Source organism: Pseudomonas sp. H3_C08, assembly GCF_054669455.1.
The window spans coordinates 6,068,876-6,090,976 of sequence record NZ_CP162803.1 but is presented as its reverse complement, the minus strand read 5'-3'; the positions used below and the strand labels follow the sequence as shown (position 1 = coordinate 6,090,976).

Annotated in this window: 15 protein-coding genes and 1 rRNA gene; 2 read left to right on the top strand and 14 right to left on the bottom strand. The window is 60.5% G+C overall.

Annotated elements, in window-relative coordinates; genetic code table 11:
* Positions 1-32: 32 nt before the first annotated feature.
* The 5 genes from AB4N74_RS27600 to AB4N74_RS27580 are packed head-to-tail and all read right to left on the bottom strand — an operon-like array spanning position 33 to position 5,442.
* Positions 33-1,241, bottom strand: a complete 1,209-nt coding sequence (locus AB4N74_RS27600; RefSeq protein WP_460097840.1) for a beta-ketoacyl synthase N-terminal-like domain-containing protein — start codon at positions 1,239-1,241, stop codon at positions 33-35.
* Entirely contained in the window at positions 1,238-2,533 is a 1,296-nt protein-coding gene (locus AB4N74_RS27595; protein WP_460097839.1) for a beta-ketoacyl-[acyl-carrier-protein] synthase family protein, read from the bottom strand. The genes AB4N74_RS27600 and AB4N74_RS27595 overlap by 4 nt, the downstream gene beginning before the upstream one ends.
* Positions 2,530-3,588, bottom strand: coding sequence for a beta-ketoacyl-[acyl-carrier-protein] synthase family protein (locus AB4N74_RS27590; RefSeq protein ID WP_093442360.1), 1,059 nt, complete (start codon positions 3,586-3,588; stop codon positions 2,530-2,532). The genes AB4N74_RS27595 and AB4N74_RS27590 overlap by 4 nt, the downstream gene beginning before the upstream one ends.
* Position 3,589: 1 nt before the next feature.
* Complete coding sequence (locus tag AB4N74_RS27585; protein ID WP_116256493.1) at positions 3,590-4,864, bottom strand: beta-ketoacyl-[acyl-carrier-protein] synthase family protein; 1,275 nt, start codon at positions 4,862-4,864, stop codon at positions 3,590-3,592.
* Between the two features lie 8 nt (positions 4,865-4,872).
* Positions 4,873-5,442 (bottom strand): acyl carrier protein, encoded by a 570-nt coding sequence (locus AB4N74_RS27580; RefSeq protein WP_099757928.1) that lies wholly within the window; start codon positions 5,440-5,442, stop codon positions 4,873-4,875.
* A gap of 512 nt (positions 5,443-5,954) precedes the next feature.
* Here AB4N74_RS27580 and AB4N74_RS27575 point away from each other — a divergent pair.
* Positions 5,955-6,299 (top strand): cupin domain-containing protein, encoded by a 345-nt coding sequence (locus AB4N74_RS27575; protein WP_460097835.1) that lies wholly within the window; start codon positions 5,955-5,957, stop codon positions 6,297-6,299.
* A gap of 163 nt (positions 6,300-6,462) precedes the next feature.
* Here AB4N74_RS27575 and mmsB read toward each other — a convergent pair whose 3' ends face one another.
* Positions 6,463-7,365: a 3-hydroxyisobutyrate dehydrogenase gene (gene mmsB, locus AB4N74_RS27570; RefSeq protein WP_257356960.1), complete on the bottom strand. Its 903-nt coding sequence runs from the start codon at positions 7,363-7,365 to the stop codon at positions 6,463-6,465.
* Between the two features lie 10 nt (positions 7,366-7,375).
* Positions 7,376-8,902 carry a CoA-acylating methylmalonate-semialdehyde dehydrogenase gene (locus AB4N74_RS27565; RefSeq protein ID WP_460097834.1) on the bottom strand — a complete coding sequence of 509 codons (1,527 nt, stop codon included), beginning with the start codon at positions 8,900-8,902 and terminating at the stop codon, positions 7,376-7,378.
* Positions 8,903-9,051: 149 nt separating this feature from the next.
* Here AB4N74_RS27565 and AB4N74_RS27560 point away from each other — a divergent pair, with 149 nt between their 5' ends.
* Entirely contained in the window at positions 9,052-9,999 is a 948-nt protein-coding gene (locus AB4N74_RS27560) for a LysR family transcriptional regulator (protein WP_093442376.1), read from the top strand.
* Here AB4N74_RS27560 and AB4N74_RS27555 read toward each other — a convergent pair.
* The 7 genes from AB4N74_RS27555 to rrf form a co-directional block, all read right to left on the bottom strand.
* Positions 9,996-10,448 carry an OmpA family protein gene (locus AB4N74_RS27555; RefSeq protein ID WP_095051054.1) on the bottom strand — a complete coding sequence of 151 codons (453 nt, stop codon included), beginning with the start codon at positions 10,446-10,448 and terminating at the stop codon, positions 9,996-9,998. The genes AB4N74_RS27560 and AB4N74_RS27555 overlap by 4 nt on opposite strands.
* Before the next feature lie 47 nt (positions 10,449-10,495).
* The gene (locus AB4N74_RS27550) at positions 10,496-11,764 is read right to left on the bottom strand and encodes a diguanylate cyclase domain-containing protein (RefSeq protein WP_460097832.1); all 1,269 of its coding nucleotides are present in this window, start codon (positions 11,762-11,764) and stop codon (positions 10,496-10,498) included.
* A complete protein-coding gene (locus tag AB4N74_RS27545) occupies positions 11,761-12,336 on the bottom strand; it encodes a YfiR family protein (protein ID WP_093442386.1) in 576 nt (191 codons plus the stop codon). Before AB4N74_RS27545 ends, AB4N74_RS27550 begins: the two co-directional genes overlap by 4 nt.
* A 119-nt stretch (positions 12,337-12,455) precedes the next feature.
* A complete protein-coding gene (gene recD / locus AB4N74_RS27540; protein ID WP_460097830.1) occupies positions 12,456-14,564 on the bottom strand; it encodes an exodeoxyribonuclease V subunit alpha in 2,109 nt (702 codons plus the stop codon).
* Positions 14,561-18,250, bottom strand: a complete 3,690-nt coding sequence (recB, locus tag AB4N74_RS27535; RefSeq protein WP_460097828.1) for an exodeoxyribonuclease V subunit beta — start codon at positions 18,248-18,250, stop codon at positions 14,561-14,563. The genes recD and recB overlap by 4 nt, the downstream gene beginning before the upstream one ends.
* Positions 18,247-21,699 (bottom strand): exodeoxyribonuclease V subunit gamma, encoded by a 3,453-nt coding sequence (gene recC / locus AB4N74_RS27530; protein ID WP_093442400.1) that lies wholly within the window; start codon positions 21,697-21,699, stop codon positions 18,247-18,249. The genes recB and recC overlap by 4 nt, the downstream gene beginning before the upstream one ends.
* Positions 21,700-21,853: 154 nt before the next feature.
* Positions 21,854-21,969, bottom strand: a 5S ribosomal RNA gene (gene rrf / locus AB4N74_RS27525).
* Positions 21,970-22,101: the final 132 nt, after the last annotated feature.

Genomic DNA, 22,101 nt, shown 5'->3' with positions numbered 1-22,101 from the left:
AAAATCAGCTGCGTTTCGTTGCGTGCCGACGGTCAGTCGGCCGCGTGAATTTCGAGTTGGTAACCGGCGCTAAAACCGTTGTCGTCGCGGTTGATGACCAGGCAATCGTGGAGCACGGCATCGCGCGGCCCGCCGATAACGAACGGCAGATGCGCATCCAGCGGTTGCTCCAGGCCACTGACCGGCGGGATGCTCTGCGCCTGCAAAGCCAGCCGGGCAAAGATCAGATCAACCAGGCTCGGTGCACCACTGAGCATGCCGGTCAGCGGCGTGCTGCTGGTGATGTGCGCGGCGCCGGTTCGCGCCAGCGTGCGGGCCAGATCGGCATCCTTGTGCGGATCGCCAGTGGCGCTGCTGATCAGCAGATCCACCTGTTTGTCCGGCAAGCTCAGCGAGTCCAGACGCGGATGGGCGAACAGTGCTGTCAGGCAGGCTTGCGGCCCGGCCGGCAGATCATCGGCGCGGCGCAGTACCAGCGCCGCCGCACCTTCGCCGGCAATGCCGCCACGGCCCTGGCGATCAAAGGCACGCAGGCTTGGCGAACCGTCGGTGCTGATCACCCCCACCTCGGCCAATGCGGCGAGGGCCAGCGGATCCAGTTCACTACCCGCGCCCACCACAATGGCCGCATCGATCCGACCGCTCTGCAACGCCGCGCAGGCTTCGCGCAGCGCCGCCAGATTGCCGGCCACGCCTTGCATGTAGGCGTTGCATTCGCACTCAAGCTTCAAGGCCAGACTGACGACGCCGAGCAAACCGTTGCTCAGGCTCTTGAGCACCAGAAACGGATCGAGCGCGCGCTCCTGCAACACACGTTTGGCCAGACGCTGCATGTCGGCACCGCTCTCGGTCTGACATTCGTGCAGCAGTTCACCGTAAGACGCGAGCGAGGGATGGGTGTAACCGCCCTGGCAGCAATAGAGACCAAAACGCACGTTGTCGCGGCCCGGTTCAAGCTCGGCCTCGGCCAACGCCTGGCGCACCGCACTGACGCCCCAGATCACCGCCGGCGGGCAGTAACGCTGGAGGTTTTGCGCAACGTCCTGACGGCTACGTTGATGATCTCGATCAGCGATGTGCCCGAACGCAGTCACCCGCTCGCTGCGGAACAGCGACGAGTTCAGGGGCGAGATTGCGCTGCGCCCTTCGCGGGCCGCCGCCCAGAAACCCTCAACGCCCCAGCCGGTGGGCAATACACAACCGCTGCCGGCGATCGCGACACGTACAGTGGCGTCAGTCATTTTCCATGCTCCCGATATTTGCCAAGGGCCAGCGAGGTATTGAGGCCACCGAAACCAAAGGAATTGCTCAACGCGTAATCCACTCGGCGGCTGACGGCTTGCCCGGCGCAGTAATCCAGATCGCACTGTTCGTCAGCGTCATGCAGGTTCACCGTTGGCGTGACCAGATCGTTGAGGCAGGCCAACGCGGTGACGATGCATTCAGGGGCGCCAGCGGCCGCGATCAGGTGACCGAACTGTGATTTGTTGGCGCTGACGGCCAGGGTTCGATAATGCTTGTGCTCGGCGAACACGCCTTTGATCGCCAGGGTCTCGGCCACGTCATTGAGCGGTGTCGAAGTGCCGTGGGCGTTGATCAGATCAATCTGCTGCGCGCGCAAACCGGCGTCATCCAGCGCGGCCTGCATCGCCAGTGCCGCACCGCGTCCTTCCGGTTGCGGTGCGGTGACTTTGTAGGCATCCAGACTGCTGCCGAAACCCAACACCTCGGCATACGGCGTGGCGCCACGGGCCAAGGCATGTTCGAGGCTTTCCAGCACGACAAAACCACCGCCCTCGCCGGCAATCAGACCGCTGCGGTCTCGATCGAACGGACGGCACAGATCCGCGCCCCAGCGCTGCTCACCCGACGCGGCACCGAGTAAATACAACGCGGCCATGGTGTCGAGGTTGAGCACCGAGTCGGCGCCACCCGCCAGCGCTACGCTGACTTCTCCGCGACGAATCATCTGGAAGGCATTGCCAATGGCTTGTGAAGCACCGGCACAGGCACTGCTGATATTGATCACCGGTCCTTCACAGCCCAGGTCGTCGGCGATTACCCGCGCCAGACGATCGTTGCTCTGGCGCAGTGAGCCATCGGCATTCACTTGCCCGGCCCGTGGCATCAGGTACGACCAGCTCGGGGTGCCACCATTCGGGGCTTCGGTCAGCAGCATGTCGGCGAGCATGTGCTGCGGTGCTCCCGAGGCACACAGCACCGCCGCGCCACGCAACTGTTCTGGCTGCAAGCCGCTGTCACCGACTGCCTGCGTGGCAGCCACCCAGCCAAACCGACTGCGCTTTTCCAGCGGCATCGTCCAGGCCGGATGGCTTTGCAGTTTTTCCGGCAACAGGCGCATGTCGACAGGCGCGGCATAACGCACCGCGAACGACGCCTCTTGCAAGTCGTCCGGCTGCCATGCCCGCACGCAATGTTCGGCGCCGAGCATTTTTTCCCAGAGGGTCTGCCATTCGAAACCGAAACCGGTGACGGCGCCCATGCCGGTGATCACAATCCGTGTCGCACTCATGCGTGCTTCTCCATGGTTTCACTGGCCAACAGCAATGCGCCCCAGTGACCGGCGCGAGTGTGGCTGACGAGCAGCGTGTAACCCGGTGCCGCCGCCGTATCACCGCTGAGATGCAAAGTCAGTGCGGCCTCTGTCAGCAAGCCGCTGGCGCCCAGTTCGCCGGTCATGGCGCGAGTGCTGCGAATCTCGCGCGGGAAAGCTTCGAGCAACTTCATCACTTGCCCGTCAGCGCAATTGCCGACGATATGCTCGACGTCGCCGACCCGCAGTTTTTCGACGCTCAGGACCTGATCGATGACGCGCCGACCCACCGCCACAGAGCGTTGCGGATCGTTGCTGTAACCGCGGGCAAATCCGGCAATGCGCACGGCGTGTGCCGCACCCGGCGGCGGTGTCGACGCCAGCAACAGCGCGGCGGCGCCCTCACCGAAAATCGCTTCGTTCGCCTGATCGGGCTCGCGCAGATACAGGGCCGGGGTCAGGTTCGGGCTGCTGCTGACCACCAACGCGGCGTCGGCATGTCGCTCGCCAATCTGCTGGCAGGCTTCGATCAGCGCATCCAGCCCGGCGTTGTCCTGAGAACAAAATCCACCCATTGGCCCATGGCAATTCAATGCTTCAGCCACATAGGCCATGACGCTGCTGTTGAGCAGGGTCAGCGCATGCAGGGGCGGTGTGTTGGCCAATAACTGCGCCAGGTGTTTTTGCGGCTGTTCGATGATCGCCTGCACCGCATCCCAGCAAGGACTCGGCGCGTCGACTTCAGGAATGGCCGCTGTCAGGGCAATGCGTGAAGCGGGCAATTGCAGCGCCGCCAGCGCTGGCGCCAGCCGTGCGGCGCAATGCAACAGGCGCAAGCCCTGCGGTTCGACGCTGCGCTGGATCTTGCGATCAAACAGATCACTGGCCAGTCGCGGCGTCGGCAAGGCAAACGCCTGACGCTGTGCGTCAAAGGCCAGCGGTTGCGCCGCGCAGGGTGTGCCGAGCAAGTCAGCGCATTCACTGCCCGCCACATTCAGCACCGCAGCGGCATTCAGGTAGATGGCTCGGTTCATGTCATGCCCTCCCCAGAACCAGCGAGCTGTTGATGCCGCCAAAGCCGAACGAGTTGGACATCACCACGCTGATCGGCTGTCGCACCGGCTCGCTCAAGAACTTCAGCGAAGGGTATTCGGCACGCTCGGGGTCGTAATTCAGCGTGGGCAACAGCACACCGTCACGCAGGCTCATCAGCGACAGCACCGCTTCGATCGCGCCACTGCCTGCCAGGGAATGCCCGATGGCGGACTTGTTGGCGGTGAAGGTCATGAAGTCCTGGCAGCCGCCGAACAGACGCTGCAGCGCCAACGCTTCACAACTGTCATTGGCCTGCGTGGAGGTACCGTGGGTGTTGACGTGTTGCACGGCGCTGCGCAGCAGCCCGGCATCTTCGATTGCTGCTTCCATGCATTCCTCGTATTTACTGCCATCGCGGCTGCTGGAGGTCATTTTCTGTGCCTCGCAGACATTCGCGTACCCCAACACCCGGCCCAGGGGCGCAGCCTTGCGCCGCTGTGCGTGTTCAGCAGATTCGAGAATGACCATCGCCGAGCCTTCGCTGAGGACAAAACCGCTGCGGTCAGGCATAAACGGGCGGCTTTGTTCGCTCGCCGGCAAGTCGGCCTGACAGAGCGCGCCGAGGCTGTTGAACATGTAATAAGGCAGTTCGTTGGCCATCAGTTCGACGGCGCCGCAGATAGCCAGATCGATCTCTCCGCGCTCGATCGCCCGGTAAGCACTGCCGATGGCCATGGTGCCGGCGGCACAGGCATCGGAATGGGTCGAGATGTGATCGCGGATGCCGAGCCGATCGGCCAGGTGCTGCGTCTGTTGATCGACCCGCCGGGTGAAAGTCGCGCTGGACGCTGCCGGACTGTCCAGCAGACGGTCGAGGTCGACGCGTCCGCCCTGATCCATGCACCGGCTGAGCCGCTGCAGGTCGTGGCTGTCGGCACAGTACTTGTTGGCGCCCAGAAACAGACCGCTGCGACTGTGGGCAAAGTCTGCCGGTGTCAGACCGGCATGCTCCAGCGCCTGCCGGGCAACGTATTCGGCCAGCACACTTTGCCGTGGGTGCAGCGCCGCGTTGCCACCGAAACCGGCCCCGATGCGCTGCCACTGCGTATCGTCGATAAAACCGGCGGCGCTGTTGTTGAATCCCAGCGCCTTGAACCGAGGATGTTCGCGGACACAGGATTGCTTCCGGCAAATCCGCTCGAACAACGTGGCAGCGTCCAGCGCCATGGGCGCCACCAGACCGAACCCGCTCACATAGACTTCTCGTGCCCGCATGAGAACTCCTACACCGCTTCTTTGGTGTGAGTGGTGACAAACTGCTCAACCAATTGACGCGACACTTCATCGCCATCCGCCGGCACCAGACGTGCACTGCACGCGCCGCAGACCACTTGTTGGCGCTCGTTCAGAACCGCTTGGTGAGCGTTGCAATCCGGGCACGCTGCCGGCAGATAGTTGAAAAGATTGCGGCACTGGTTGGCCCAGTTACGCACGGTGGTCGCCGCGAAGACCTGAGCCGGTTGCATGCCTGCCTTCAGTTGATCCGGGGTGTAGGCGCTGAGGCTTTGCTCAAGCAGGTGCTTGCCACTTTCGGTAATGCGACCGTTGGCGAGAAACTCGCTGGCATCCCCGCAAACCGCCACCGCATGGTCAAGCACGCTGGTTTTCGGCAGTGTGCAGCCATATTGGCGGCCCAGCTGGAAGCTCAGGTCGACGATGTCCAGCGAGTCGGCACCGAGGTCTTCGACGATGCTGCTGTTTTCTTCGATGTCATTCGCATCCATCACCAACAGCTGTGCGAGGATTTCGCGAGTGCTGGCAACGACATGTTCCAAGTCCAATGGATTGTTCATTTCTATCTCCCTATATGTCGTGACTACTTCATGAATTCGACTTATGAAAAGTAACTTTTCCCACAGCAACTTCTCACGCGGCGGGAATCTAAACTCTGCCCTTAAGGGGAGAGTCAACGAACTATTCAAGGTTTTTTTACAACTCGAAAAAAGTCTGCAAACCCCCACTGAAACCGCACCTCCTTGTTGCGGTGAGCGACTTATTTACTTAACAAAGACGGGGTATGGTGGGGCGCCCGCGGTATCAGGCAGGTTGACTATCGAAAGCAACTAAGGACGCAACGGAACAGACGTACTAAAAGTAAAAACCAGACAAGTAAAATAGTTATAACTTCATAGCCTTTGTTTTAGATCAATACTGCCGTTAATTGATTTTGCTGGAAGGTTTACGTCTCCATTCGTAAAACCTGGCAGCGTTTCTGGATATCTGCATGTCGAGCACAGACATCTGGGCCAAGGCACGGCGCTATAGGGTGCAGCTTCCGTTTGATCGCCTTGTCTGGAGCCGACACATGACCGCCCCTATCACCGTTCTACGCGACACTCATCCGCTGCCGGTACTCGATGCCTGCAAATGGGAAAAACTCGAAGGCGACCCGCACACCGTCAATCTCAACGCCTACACCAGCGAAGACGGCAGCAAGATCATGGGCACATGGATCTGCACACCGGGCAAATGGCGCGTCGATTATGTGAAGTGGGAGTACTGCCATTTCCAGGAAGGCTACTGCGTGATTACTCCGGACGGCAGGGCGCCGATTCATCTGCGCGCCGGCGATATTTTCGTGGTTGAGCCGGGGATGAAAGGCACGTGGGAAGTGGTCGAGACCGTGCGTAAATATTTCGTGTTTGCCTGATGCAAAAAAGCCGGGAGATCACCCGACGTGATTTCCCGGCAAACAATGTCTGATATACGCAAATCCCCTGTGGGAGCGAGCCTGCTCGCGAAAGCGGACCGTCAGTCACTTCCTTGTTGAAGCAACCGCCGTCATCGCGAGCAGGCTCGCTCCCACAGTTTGTTCAGCGCTGCCCTTCAATTGCAGGCTTGCGATAGCTGTTGATGATCGCCGAGAAGTCTTTCCCGCCGTCACCGCGCTGGCTCATCGCCTGATACAACTGCTGCGCCACCGCGCCGAGCACCACCGGTTGGTGCGCCTGACGCGCAGCTTCGGTCGCCAACCCCAGATCCTTGAGCATCAGTTCCGCACCGAACCCACCGGTATAACCACGCGAGGCCGGCGCCGTTTCGACGATGCCCGGCCACGGGTTATACATCTCCGAACTCCAGCAACGCCCGGTCGAGCTGTTGATGATCCCGGCCAGCACCGAGGTGTCGATGCCCAACGCATCGCCCAGCGCCATCGCTTCGCTGACACCGACCATCGAAATCGCCAGTAGCAGGTTGTTGCAAATCTTGGCGATCTGCCCGGTGCCGACTTCGCCGCAATGCACAATGTTGCGGCCCATTTGCGCCAGCACCGGTTGCAGGGTGGCGAACAGTTGCGGGGTGGCGCCGACCATGAAGGTCAGCGTCCCCGCCGTCGCGCCACCGGTGCCACCGGACACCGGCGCGTCGGCCATGGCCACGCCTTGTTTCGCCGCAGCGGCAGCCACATCGCGAGCGGTCTGCGGATCGATGGTGCTGCAATCCACCGCTGGCACACCTTGGCGAATGCCAGCCAGCACACCGTCCTCACCGAGCCAGACGCTGCGCACATGCACCGCCGCCGGCAGCATGGTGATCACCAGTTCGGCATCTTCAGCAGCTTCACGGGCCGAAGTACGAATGCTGCCGCCCAGTTGCTCCAGTTCCGCCAGCACGGTTTTGTTCAGGTCGACCAGACTCAGCGAGTGGCCGGCCTTGATCAGGTTGCGTGCCATTGGCGCGCCCATATTGCCCAGACCGATAAATGCGATTTTCATGGTCGATTCCTCAGCGCAGGTTAATGGTGGTGTTTACGCCGTCGTTGACGCTGTCGTCATCGAACCAGCGCGCCGTGACCGTTTTTGTCTGCGTGTAGAACTGCACCACTTGCTTGCCGTACGGGCCTAGGTCGCCGAGTTTCGATCCGCGCGAACCGGTGAAGCTGAAGAACGGTACCGGCACGGGGATCGGAATGTTGATGCCGACCTGGCCGACGTCGATTTCCGTCTGGAATTTACGCGCCGCCGCACCGCTCTGGGTGAACAGGCCAGTGCCATTGCCGAACGGGTTGGCGTTGACCAGCGCAATCGCCTGATCAAGGGTGTCGACTTCCAGCACCACCAGTACCGGGCCGAAGATTTCCTGGGTGTAGATCTGCATGTCGGTGGTCACGCCCGAGAACAGGGTCGGGCCGACAAAGTTGCCTTGCTCGTAGCCCGGCACCTTGATGTCGCGGCCGTCCAGTTCCAGCTTGGCGCCTTCCTTGATGCCGCTTTCGATCAGGTCGAAAATTCGCGCCTTGGCTTTCTTCGAGATCACCGGGCCGACGTCGGTGCCCGGCTCATTGCCGGCGTTGACGGTGAGTTTCTGCGCCAGCGCTTTCAAATCTGGCAGCCATTGTTTCGCCGCGCCGACCAGCACCACCACCGAGGTGGCCATGCAACGTTGCCCGGCCGCACCGAAACCGGCGCCGACCAGGGCATTCAGCGCCTGCTCGCGATTGGCATCGGCCAGCACCACGGCGTGGTTCTTCGCGCCCATCATCGATTGCACGCGTTTGCCGTGCTTGCCGGCCAAGTCGTAAACGTGAGTGCCGACAGCGGTCGAACCGACGAAGGACACGGCTTTGATGTCCTTGTGCGTGCACAGGCCATCGACCACATCTTTACCACCATGAACCACGTTCAACACGCCCGCCGGAACGCCGGCCTCAATGGCCAACTCCACCAGCAACATGGTCGACAGCGGATCCTGCTCCGAAGGCTTCAAAACGAAAGTGTTGCCGCAAGCGATGGCCATCGGGAACATCCACAGCGGAATCATTGCCGGGAAGTTGAACGGGGTGATGCCGGCACACACGCCGATTGGCTGACGCAGGGTGTAGGTATCGACGCCGCCGGCGACGTTTTCAGCGAACTCGCCCATTTGCAGGCTGCCGATAGAGCACGCGTGCTCGACCACTTCCAGACCACGGAAAATATCGCCCTCGGCGTCGGCAATGGTTTTGCCCTGCTCGGCACTCAGGACGACGGCAATACGTTTGGAGTGCTCGCGGATCAGCGCTTGCAGCTTGAGCATGATGCGCATGCGCGCGCCGATCGGAGTCAGTTTCCAGGTCTGGAAAGCACGCTGGGCGGCGCTGACGGCGGCATCGACTTCAGCGGCGGTGGCAAACGGCACTTTGGCCAGCACCTGTTGGGTGGCCGGGTTGACGATGTCGTGCCATTCGGTGGTCTGCGACTCGACCCACTCGCCGTCGATCAGCAGTTTGACCTTCTGCAGCGTGGTGTCGTTGGGCGTAAGCGATGCGTTCATGCTGGTCTCCGAAACTTGTTTTTATCGTAGGAGCCAAGGCGAAGGGTTCGCCTTGAGATGAGGCGTGTGTCACGAATTGGTTGTCGGACTGTTTTTGGAGTATAGATGTGCAAACTTCTAATAAGAACGCACATATAAGCCCGTCCATCATGCAAAAAAACATCACCTCTCTAGGTTCGCTGAACTGGGACGACCTCAAGTTTTTCCTCGAAGTCGCCCGCACCCGCAAGGCCAGCACTGCTGCCAAACGGCTGGCTGTCGACTACACCACGGTGTCGCGGCGGATCAGTTCGCTGGAAGCGGCATTGGGCACTTTGCTGTTCGAGAAATCGCGGACCAGCGGTTTCGTCCTGACCAGCGAAGGCCAGCGCTTGCTCGGTTATGCCGAGTCGATTGAAAGCACATTGCACATGGCCTGCGAGCAGGTATCCGGCTCTGGCGTGGCACTCTCCGGGCATGTGCGCATGGGCTGCACGGAGGGCTTCGGCAGCTTTTTCATCACGCCGCAGCTGAGCCATTTCGTCGACGCCTACCCGGCCATCTCGGTGGACATCCTGCCGCTGCCACACTTCATCAGCCTGTCCAAGCGCGAGGCCGACATCGTCATTGCCCTGGAACGCCCGGAGCATGGGCCGTACGTCTGCTGCAAACTCTGCGACTACCGTTTGCAGCTCTACGCGACTCAGGAATATCTCGACAAACATCCACCGATCCGCCGCCCGGCAGACTTGGGCAAGCATCAATTCATCAGTTATGTGGATGACCTGGCGTTCAGCTCGGAGCTGCTGTACCTGGCGAACGTGTTGCCGGGCGCCAGCGCGCATTTGCGCAGCACCAGCGTGATCGCGCAGTTCGTCGCGGCGCAGCAGGGGCGTTCTCTGGCGATTCTGCCGTGCTTCCTCGCCGCACAGGATCCGCGCCTGCTGCCGGTATTGCCGAAGGACATCGACATCACCCGGCAGTTCTGGATGTACTGCCGGGAGGATCTGCGCAAGTTGAAACGGATCACCCTGTTGTGGGATTACATCCGTGAGGTGACCGAGCGTAATCAGGGCCTGCTGATGGGGCAAACCCGCGACATGCAGTTCGCCGATTAGTCGGCGCTGACCACAATCGAGACCCGGCGGTTTTCCGTACGACCGGCTGCCGTATCGTTGGACGCCACCGGCTCTTTGCTGCCCAGGCCCTGCAGCTGGATGTTCTCGTCCTTCATGCCGACTGTGCGCAGGACGTTGGCGACACTTTTCGCACGGCGCAGGGACAGTTGCTGGTTGTAGGTTTCCTTGCCCGATGCATCGGTGTGACCATCGACGCGCACGCGCTCGATACCGACGCCCAGCAATGCCTTGCCGATGCGTTCGACGATCTCGGTGCTTTGCGTGTTCAGGCTTTCGACGTCGCTGCCAAACAGCACTTTGCCGGACAGGCCAAACTCCCAGCCCTCGTCGGTCAGTTCAAAGCCCTGTTGTTTGAGCACGGCGACTTGCGCCGGGGTCAGGCCTTTTTGCGGGGCGGTCTGGCAACCGGTCAGGGCCAGTACGGCCATCAACAGCACAGCGTAAAAAGATCGAATGGTCAGTGTGGACACGAGAGTCAGCTCCTGGTTTGCACGGAATCGACCGGGTGCTCCGCCCCGGCCGTGAATTGGGCGCCGCGCGACAGGCGCTTGGCTTGATACATCGCCGCATCGGCGGCATCGAGCAAGGCCCCCGGCGTGGCACCATGATCGGGAAAAACCGCAATGCCGATACTGAGCGAGGTCACCACACTGGTGTCGCCCGGCAACGCGATGGGCATGTCCATGCTGGCGAGGATCTTGTCGGCAATCCGCGCGGCATCTTCGACCTTGTGCAGCGGCGTGAGCAGCACAGCGAACTCGTCACCGCCCAGCCGCGCCACCAGATCCTCTTCGCGCAACTGCGCACGAACGCGGTTGGCTACGGCCACCAACACCGCATCACCGGCGGCGTGGCCGAAGTTGTCGTTGATGCCTTTGAAACGGTCACTGTCGAGAAACAACACGGCCACGCGCTCATCGTGTTTGCCGGCATTGCGCAACGCGCGGATCAACCGCCCTTCGAAAAAGGCGCGGTTTGGCAAACCGGTCAGGCTGTCGTGACTGGCTTGGTGAGCGAGGGTTTCATTTTCGTTTTGCAGATGGGTTTGCCACGACTCCAGTTCGTCGAGCAAGGCGTTGAAGTCATTGCCGAGGTTGTCGAGTTCGGCGATCTGCGCCGGCGGCACGCGGCGGTCCAGCGCGCGTTCACTGCGTGCGGCGTGCGCCACGGCGGCCAGGCTGCGCAGGGGGCCGGTGATGCCGCGTAACTGGCGCCGCGCCAGGTAGAGCGCGACCCAGGCGCTGATCGCGGTACAGAGGATGATCCCCGCCAGACCACTGAGCAGAAAGCGCATCAGGCTACCGCCATGACCAGTGAGCAATACGCGACCGATTTCACGGTCCTGATGCTCGATCGGCAGGCTGATGGGTTTTTCCAGGACGGCGCGGGTGATCTGCATTTCCAGCTCAGAGAACAAGCCGTTTTCCGGTCGCTGCCAATGCGCGAGCAGTTGTCCCTGGCTGTCCAGCACCTGGGCATCAGCGACCTCTTCGGCGGAAGCAATCAGCGCCAGCGATTCGTTGGCGGCCGTCTTGTCGTTGAACACCACCGCAGCTTCCACGGTGTAGCTGATCGAACGGGCGATCAAGTGCAGGTTATGGTCGGCGTAAACCCGTAACGCCAATACACCGAGCAATGTCAGCGAAACACTGGCCATCGCCACGCCCACCAGCGCAACAATCAAATGCCCTCGGCCGATGACCGACCCCAACGTCGGGCGTTTTTCCGCTCGGAACAGTTTCATGGCGCCGCCGGTTTGCGACGCGACAATTGCAGCACGCTTGGATGAATACGCACGCCGCTGCGGGCAACAGAGTCGAGGTTGACCTCGAAAGACACCTGTTCATCGCCAACGCGTAGACAGAACAGACTGCCAACGGTGCACTGATCGCCGCCTTCGCTGATGCTCAGCACCGGATGACCGATCAGTGAAGCGAACAAGCGAGCGCGTTCATCCACCGTGAGTTTGCCGATGTACACCGCATCGCAGTCGCTGACGATGGCCGGGTTGTCGGCCAGCAGGCGACGTACGGTCACCGGCCGGCCGGTGGCTTGAGTGGTGCCTTTGACCAGATCATCGGTGTATTCGGTGGGGCCGACGATGCACAAGCGCAATTGCGCCGGTTCCACCGGCCAGCGCGCGTAGCTGAGAATGCCAAGAACAACCTGAGTGACAGATTTGGCCCGTTGTTCGGCCATGCCCGTCGGCGCTTGCGACTGTGCGACAGCCGCACCCGTCAACAACCAGAGCAGACCGACAAGCAACGCGTGCTTGCAGACAACTACGCGCTCTGTCGCCCAGACAGACACCTTCATGCAGGGATTCTCTTGGATCGTAGCGAAATGATGCCGCAACGATAGCACAGCACTGGAACGCCAGCGAGACAGCGACCCCTGACCGGTCGGTCAGTAATCGCCGTCAATCGACTGGATTTTCACCCCCGAGGCACGGCGCCCTCTTCCAGTTCCAGCATCAGCCCACTCAGGCGTTTGACCTTGCGCTGCACTGCTTCCTTGAACACCCCCGGGCGGGATTCGATCAGGGTGAACCAGTGCTTGGCGCGGGTGATACCGGTGTAGATCAATTCTTTGGTCAGCACCGGGTTCAAGGCATCCGGCAGGATCAGCGCCGTGTGGGCAAACTCCGAGCCCTGGGACTTGTGTACCGTCATGGCGTAGACGGTTTCAACGTCGTTCAGGCGGCTGGGCAGTACAAAGCGCACGCCGCCCCGGCCGTCGTTGCGCGGGAACGCCACGCGCAATACCGGTTTTCCCGCGTCCGGCCCTTCGCGCTCGGGCAGCTTGAGGGCGATCCCGATGTCGCCGTTCATCAAGCCCAGACCGTAATCGTTACGAGTCATCAGAACCGGACGGCCTTCGTACCATTGCTGATCGTTTTCAATCAGACGTGCTTTGAGCAATGCGGCGGTGATGCGTTGATTCAGGCCTTCGACACCCCATGGCCCTTTGCGCACGGCGCACAGCAACTGGAAAGTGTCGAAAGCTTGCAAGACTTCGCGGGCCCAAACGACCCAGTCCGGATGTTCGAGGGGCCGGCCCGAGGGTGGACGCTGATCACGCAGCACACTCAGATAATGGCGGTAACCCTGCGGGCCGTCGCCGTGCCCTTCCAGCAGCAGGCGCTCCAGCTTGTGATCCTGTTCGCCCTTGAGCGGCAACGAATACACGTCGTCATAGTGTCCGGCGGTGAGCAACTGACGCGCTTCATCCGGCAACTGTTGATTGACCCGACGCGCGAGCTGACCGATCCCGCTGCCCTCGCCGAAGCGCCGGGAGTGACGCAGCATGACCACTTGCTGGGCCAGCGGGTGAGCGCCATCGACGTCTTCATGCAAGCCGCTGCCCTGCAACGACTCACCGCTGACCGACTCCAGCCACTGTCGGGTCTGCGGGCTGTACCAGCCACCCTCGGCGTCACGGCACAAATCCCCCAGCACAGCGCCCGCCTCCACAGAGGCCAGTTGGTCCTTGTCGCCCAACAGAACCAGGCGTGCATGGGGTGGCAAGGCATCGAGCAGATTGGCCATCATTTCCAGGTCGATCATCGAGGCTTCGTCGACCACCAGCACATCCAGTGGCAAGCGATTGCCGGCGTGGTGGCGGAAATGGCGGGTGCCGGGACGGCTGCCCAGCAGGCGATGCACGGTGGTGACGTCACAAGGAATCTTCGCCCGCACCTCTTCGGTAACTTTCAGCGACTGCACCTGCTGGCTGATGGACTCGGTCAACCGCGCCGCGGCCTTGCCTGTCGGTGCCGCCAGACGAATCCGCAGCGGATGACCGGTAGCGACTGCGGGTGCTTGCAGCAGGGCCAGCAAACGCACGACCGTAGTGGTTTTGCCGGTCCCCGGCCCCCCGGTGACGATGCTGAAGGCACCACGAGTCGCAATGGCGCAGGCGAGTTTCTGCCAGTCGATCACCTCACCCGTTCTCGCTGATCCGAACAGTTCGTTCAAGCGCTGCGGCAGATCGTCCGGTGTTGCTTCGACTTGCTGCAGGCGCTCGCGCAACGCCGTATCAATGCGCCGTTCGTAGGTCCAGTAGCGTCGCAGATACAGACGTTTGCCCGACAATACCAGCGGGCGTTGCAGTGCGAAATCGCTGGTATCCGCCGCCAGCGCGACCAAAGAGCTGCCGGCCAAAACCTTGCACCAGTGAGCACCGTCGAGCGCCTCAAGCAATTGCGACGGCAGCAACAGCACACCGCCTTGCACGTCGCCTTCGGGGGGCAGCGACAGCGCGAAGTCAGGAGCCTTCAGGGTTTCGTACAGATCAAGACAGACATGACCGTGGCCCAGTTGATGGCTGGTCAGGGCGGCAGCCAGCAGCACCAGCGGATCGGTGTCGCGCTCAAGTTCGTGCAGGAACGCGACGAACGCTTTGTCCAGCGCACGCAGCCAGCCACGCTCGACCCAACGAGTCAGCAATATCAACAGGTCATCGGCGCGAGTCAGCGGCGAAAGCCTCGACAGGCTGTCGGCTGCCAACGGCGTGGGGAGCAAATCGGCAAAGGTGCGGCTCATAGCAGGACTCCCTGTTCCCAGGCGGGTTCGGACTTGGGTTCAGGTTTTCCTTGAAACATACGGTCGAGACGCTCGATCAGTTCACGGGGTGGACGGGCGAAATACACACCACGACTGTCAGCACGCGTGCCACGCAGGAACAGATACAACGCGCCGCCGACATGTCGGTCGTAATCGTAATCAGGCAGCCGCGCCTTGAGCTGGCGATGCAATGCCAGCAGGTACAACACGTATTGCAGGTCATAGCGGTTGTCGAGGATTGACTGTTCCATGGCCTGCTCGGTGTAGGCCTGATCATCCACACCTAGCCAGTTGGATTTGTAGTCCGCCACGTAATAACGGCCATCGTGTTCAAAGGTCAGGTCGATGAAGCCTTTGAACATGCCGTTGAGTTGCACCGGTTCGGCTGCCACGCGGGCCACGCCCCGATGCGTATGCTGACGCACCAGTTCGTCGAGTTTGACTACATCGACTTTATGGCTGGCGAACCAGAACTCCATCTCGACCCGATACTGCTTCAGTTGTTCGAGTACAACCGGTGGCTGCCCGCCGGCAATCGGCAGTGGCGATTTGAGCAAATGCTGCAACCAGTCACTCAAGGTGGTGATCCAACCCTCCCAACCGCGCAGGTTGCAGCGTCGGGCAATCGCATCCTCCAGCGCCTCGCGGGAAACGGCAAAGCCGTCATCTCCGGCCCATTCCAGCAAACCGTGGAGAAACGTTCCGGGATTGGGGCCGCGCGGAAAGCGGTGAATATCGGCACCGCCGGCAATGATTTCCCGTGGAGCATCGGGGTCGAGGCGTTCGTCATCAAACAGCTTTTGCGCTTGCGGGCTGTCCGGTGCTTCATCGCTGCCGCCACTCAACACGTCGCTGATGCGCAGAGCGCTGTAGGAGGCGATCCACCAGTTTTCGCTGGCCTTGCGCTTGGGCAACAGTGTGGCACTCAGCACGGCGTCATTGCGTGGCGGCTGGTAATGCTCGTCAGTGGGTTGGGGCATTTCATCGATATGGATAGCCGGGCAATCCTGTTGCAGATCTTGCAGCCAGCGTTTCAGTTCGCTGGACTCGCCAAGCGATGCGCCACCACCAAGCAGATAACCCAGCGCCGAGAGGTGCAGCACCGAGCTGTTGTTATTGCCCCGCTTGAGATCCGTCACGCCCAACCAGCAGGAATGTTGTGCGCGAGTCAACGCAACGTAGAGCAAGCGCAAGTCTTCGGCCAACCGCTCATCGTCCGCTTGCGCTACCAACTCGGCAGTTGGTTTCAAACTCATCTGAGCCTTGCCCTCTGCATCGTGGTAATGCAGTGGCAGGCGACTGCCATCCACGGGTTTTGCCGAACAAATGAACGGCAAGAACACCAATGGATATTCCAGGCCTTTGGACTTGTGGATGGTCACGACCTTGACCAATTGCTCATCACTTTCCAGACGCAGAATCTGCTCTTCGCCGGCCTGGCCAGACACTGCCAGCAGTTCAGCCAGATGGCGAATCAGCGCTTGTTCACCGTCCAGCTCCGCTGCTGCTTGCTGCATCAATTCCGACAGGTGCAAAAGGTTGGTCAGGACACGCTCGCCATCGGTGCGCGTCATCAAGGTTTGCGGCAGATGGAAGTCGTGCAGCAGGCGGCGCAACATCGGCAGCACGCCTTGCTTGCGCCATAGCTCGCGATAGCCACGGAACTGCATGACCCGGGTTTCCCAGACCAGTTCGTCCTGGTTCAGACGTTCCAGTTCGGCCAATGGCAGGTTCAGGGTGATGCAGGCCAATGCCGCTTTCAGGGAGCGTTCGACATCCGGCTCGGCACAGGCCTTGAGCCAGGACAACAGGTCGTGGGCTTCTTGTGCCGCGAATACCGAATCCTTGTCCGACAGATAAACGCTGCGCACGCCACGGGCGGCGAGTTCTCCACGTACGGCCTGGGCCTCTTTACCATCGCGCACGAGAATCGCGATGTCGGACGGCCTCAGGCCTCTGAAGTCTTTGCCGTCCTGAATAAACCCTGCGCTAGCGTTTTGCCCACCATTGAGCAGCGAGGTGATTTCGCTGGCGCACGCTGCCGCCAACTGCTGACGATAGACCGCACCTGACAGTGGCTGGTCGGTGGACAAGTGCCAGACATTCAACGCCGCGACAGCTTGCCCGGCAACTTGCAGCTGTTCCTTGCGACCTTGAGATTCGACGGGGAGGAACGGCACCGGGTTGTCGCCGTTTTTCTCGCGGAACAAAAACGCTCCGCGGCCCTGCTCTCGGGACTCGGCGCGTGCGAAAACATGATTGACCGCGTTGACCATGCCGTGGCTGGAACGGAAGTTGGTGCCCAGCGTATGCAGCCGGCCAGTGGTGGCCTGACGCGCGCGCAGGTAGGTATAGATGTCTGCACCACGGAAAGCGTAGATCGCCTGCTTCGGATCACCAATCAGGAACAGGCCGGTCTCAGGACTGTTGTCTTCGATGCGATAGATACTTTCGAAGATTCGGTACTGCACCGGGTCGGTGTCCTGAAACTCATCGATCAGCGCGACCGGGAACTGCTCGCGAATCAACGTCGCAAGACGTTCGCCTCCGTCGGATTGCAGAGCGGCATCCAGGCGCAACAACATGTCGTCGAAGCCCATCTCGGCGCGACGCCGCTTCTCTTCTTCAAAGCGCGCGCCTACCCATTTGGCGGCATGTTGCAGCACTGCGGCATCAGGGGTTGGCAATGCATCGAGACTCGACTTGAGCTTCGGCATCGCGTCCAGGCCGGGGTGACTGGGAGCATGGCCTTTCCACGCTTCGGCCATCCCGTCGGGAGTAAGTCGGGTGAAACCAGTGCCGATATCCAGTTGTTCCAGGGACTCATCTTCGGCCCATGCCTTGAGCTTTTCGAACCACGGTTCGAAGTAACGCGCCTGCATCTTGCGACCGTCGACAGTTTTGCTCGCAACACCTTGATGACAGATGGCGAGCAATTCGTCTGCCCACTGACGCCATGGCATTTTCAGCTCGATCAGCGCGGCACGGCGTTCTTGCAGACATTCATCGATCAGCTCCGCAGGCGCCTTGCCCTCGTCGCTGTCACGCTCGCTGGCGAACAGGCCGCGCACGCGAGGCAACAACGCCGCCGGCCCACCCCAATTGCTGCGAACCCAATTCAAGGCATCGCCCTGCATCGGGTAACAGAACAGCCGCCAGTAATCGCGCAGCACTTCGCCGAGCAACTCGCTGTGATCGGTTTCCAGGGATTGGGTGAACAAGCTGCCGCTGTCGAACGCATGCTCACGCAGCATGCGCTGACACCAACTGTGGATCGTCGAGACAGCTGCCTCGTCCATCCATTGCGCGGCGACATCGAGGCGGTTGGCGCAACCGGGCCATTGTGGGGAGTCGAATTGATCACGCAATTCGGCGATCAGCGCGTCGGGCGCAGGCGTTTCGTCACGAAAGAATCGCGCGGCCTCAGCCAGACGCGTGCGTATGCGTTCGCGCAGTTCCTTGGTCGCGGCATCGGTGAAGGTCACCACCAGAATCTGTGGTGGCAACAATTCTCGGCCGAATCCACACGCCTCGTCACCATGCCCGAGGATAAGCCGCAGATACAAAGCCGAAATGGTAAAGGTTTTACCGGTACCGGCACTGGCTTCGATCAACTGGCTGCCCTGTAGCGGGAATGCCAGTGCGAGGGGTGTCTTGGTACTCATGCGCGAGCCCCTTCGGTGGACAGCGAACGCCAGGGCGCTTCAAACAACGGGCGATACAAGGCGTCACACCAACCGGAGAACGTCTCTTCGGCAAGCAATGCGTCAAAATCGGCAAATTGCCGTGACAACGCAGGGCTCTCGCGGCGCTCGCCTTCGCTGGTCTGCCCGTCACCTTCATAGGCTTTACGCGCGGCCGCTTCGGCCTTCAGCGGGTCGCTCTGAGCGAGCCACGCGAAGGCAGTTTTTACCGCGATCGGCAGTGGCTGACGCATCCCGGCCTGCCAGGCGAGGAGCAAATCGCCGAGGAAACGTACCGCTCGATCCGGCTCCATCGGTTCAAGCAGCAGCGTGTCATCGCTGGCCACCAATGCGGTGCTCAGCGAAAGTCCACTGGCGCAGGCCACCAGATGATTGACCCAGGGTTTGATCAGACGATGCCATTTACGGCTTTTTATCGAGCCAATGCTGTTGGGAATGGTCGTGACCGACAACAGGCCTCCGTCAGCACGCTGATGCAAACCGGCGAGCCAGCCTTCGAGTCGCAAGCCCTGTAATTCAAGGTTGACCGGCGTGGCACTGCTCAACGGGGTCGGCCACAGTGTCAGCAGTTGCTGATAACGCTGCAGTAGATCCGGCAGAGGTTCGATCAGCTCTCGCTGCAGGCACTCGCCAAACCCCGCCATTGGCAACAGACCGCTGTTTTGCAGACGTCGTGCCTGGGCAGTCAGCGCCTGTTCGACATTGTCCGGTTGCCTGAGAGCAGCTTCGAGCAGGCTGTCGCTGAGCGTGTAACGCTGCAATGCGTCCAGCACGAAGGGCTCTTCATCGGCCAGGGGGGCTTCGGCCGCTTCGAAATACACCTTGAGACGTTGGGTAAAAAAGTGCCGGACCGGGTTGCGCAAAAAGTCCTGCAACAACGCCAGGCTCAGCGGCTCATCTTGTACATAAGGCGTCAGCACCTGCGCTTCGTTTTGAGACTCATGCTGTTGATGCAGAACCTGCCATTCGCTGGCATAGCTGAAGAGTTGATCGCCCTCATGAAAATAGCGCGCACTGAACGGCTGCAGCGGGTGCTCTTGCGTCATGGCACTCAGCAGATCGCGGTTTTCATCGAGCAATCGCCAACCGCTGGCGAGGTGATCGCGCAGTTGGCCAATCAACACGGAGGCTGGTCGCTCACTGTTGTCGCGGATGCTGCGTCCCACCCAACTGATGTACAGCTGATTGCGCGCCGACAAAAGCGCCTCAAGCAAAAGATAACGGTCATCTTCACGTCGTGAGCGATCTCCCGGACGGTAGTCGCTGCCCATGAGGTCGAAGTCCAGCGGCGGCTGTGCGCGTGGATAGTCGCCGTCGTTCATTCCCAGCAGGCAGACCAGTTTGAACGGTATGGCACGCATGGGCATCAGCGTACAAAAATTCACGGCACCGGCCAGAAAACGCTGAGACAAACGCCCTTGGTCCAGGCCGGCGAGCCATGCTTCACGAACCACGGTCAGTGGTAGCTCATCCGCCAGACCTACGGCGTCACAGGTTTCCAGCCAGGTTTCGCGCAGCTCTTCGAGTTGGGTCAACAAGTAGTCGTCATGCTCGTTACTGGCCTTGAAGAACAGTTGCATCAGGGCCTGCAAACGGTATCCCCACTCCTTGGGTTGAGCGGGTTGGGTGAGCTGTTGATGGGCGAGTTCCAGCGCATCGAGCAGAGCCACCAACGGCCCGATCAGTGCGGCGTCGAGCCCGCCAATCTCATCGTAGGGTTCAATCCCTTCACATGCATTGGCACTGCCGACGGCGTAGCCCAGAAGCATGCGACGCAGGCCGAAATGCCAACTGTTTTGCTCAAGCTCGTCGGGTAAACCCAGACCCGCTCGCTGCTCGGCACTCATGCCCCAACGCACGCCCGCGCCTTCGATCCAGCGATGCAGTGTCGGCAGGTCGCGCTCTTCTACACCAAAGCGAGCGCGGAGTGCGGGAACGTCGAGCAGGTCGAGAATTTCACTGACCGGGAAACGACTGTCGGGAAGCTTGAGCAGGTGTTCGACCGCGATCAGCAGTGGATCACGGCCACGTTGTCCCTGGTCCGCCAATGTGAAGGGGATAAACCGCGAATCATGCCGGTCAAGCTGACCAAAAACCGCGCGGATATGCGGGGCATAGCTATCGACGTCAGGCACCATGACGATCACATCGCGCGGACGCAGATCCGGATTGGCACTGAAGCGTGCCAGGAGCTGGTCATGCAGTATTTCGACTTCACGTTGAGCGCTGTGGGCAATATGAAAGCGGATCGACTCGTCCTGTGCCAGATCGACAGCAGGCCAGTGCTCACGGGTTTCATTGAGTGGGCGCAACTCCAGGATATCGTCCTGTAGTTGATTGAGCAGATTGTGCGGCTGAGTTTCGCTGAACAGGTCTATGCGGCCGTCGCGAAAAGCCGCCCGATAGCTATTGGGATCGTCATAACTGTCGAGCAGGTTGATGTAGTCCCGGCCCTGTTTGCCCCACGCAGCCAACAGTGGATGGGCGTGTTGATGCAGTGTTTCAGGATCCAGCACTGCTGGCATTCCGGTCTTGCGCGATTGCCGTTTGTATTGATGCCGCAGCAGATCCTTGTCGGCGACGATATCGGCCCAATGGTGGCGGCACGGGTTGTGTACACACAGCAGAACCTGACTGAAACGTGCGAGCCCGGCCAGCGCTTCAAGCACTTGGGCTGGCAGCGAAGAAATCCCGAAAACGATCACTCGCGAAGGCAATCCCGCAGGTGCTTCGTTGAGGTTATTGATGCGTTCGAGAAACCGTTGATGGACGCCAGCACGACTCTGCGCCATGCCCTGTTCGCCTACGTCATCCAGCAGCGCGCGCCACAGTTCTGCCTGCCAGCAACTGGTCGGGGGCAGTGGTTTTACTTCACCTCTGACCGTGCGTAATTGATGCCGGCCTTCGGCCCAGTCTTCCAGCCAGTCGGCCCGGTACACCTGATATTGGTCGAACAGATCCGCCAAGCGTTCGGACAATTGATAGCGCTTGCGCAGGTCGGTGTCATGGGTAAGGAAGCGTTGCAACGGCTCGAAATGCGGGCGATCAATGACCTGTGGCAGCAGACGCATAAGGCGCCAGGTCAGCGGGGCCTTATCGAGCAGGGATTTGGGAGGAATTTCATCTCGACCCAATACCATACGGTAAAGCTGCCACATGAAACTGCCCGGCAGTTGCACATCTATCGCGGCAGCAATACCGCAACCTCCGAGATCGTCGTCCTCTGGATCTTCAGCCAAGGCCAATTTGAGCCACTGGGCAATACCGTTGCTCTGCACCAGAGCGATTTCGTTTTCCAGCGGGGCCAGTGGATAGCGCCGCATTATGCTGATCACAAGGCTGCGCAGTTCGTCCAGACTATTGCTCTGGACCACCATGAATGCAGCGTTGAGGGACTGGGCGTCCGGCATAAGGGTTTCCTTGGAGAAGTACAAAAGCCAGGGCAGAACCTTAGCATTGTCGACAGGGTATGACAGCCGGACGACATCCTTGAATGCTGTACGAACTTTCCTGCGGGCAAAACAAAACCCCAACTGCTTTCGCAATTGGGGTTTCGGAATTTAATCTTGACGATGACCTACTCTCACATGGGGAAACCCCACACTACCATCGGCGATGCATCGTTTCACTGCTGAGTTCGGGATGGGATCAGGTGGTTCCAACGCTCTATGGTCGTCAAGAAATTCGGGTACTGACTCGTGACCTTGTGGCCTCGCTTCAGCAAATTGGGTATGTGACAGCTTTCGGTGTTTGTGAACATCGAACTTTCGGTTCGTTTCGTCTTCACACACCGCAATCTGGTCTCTTCGACG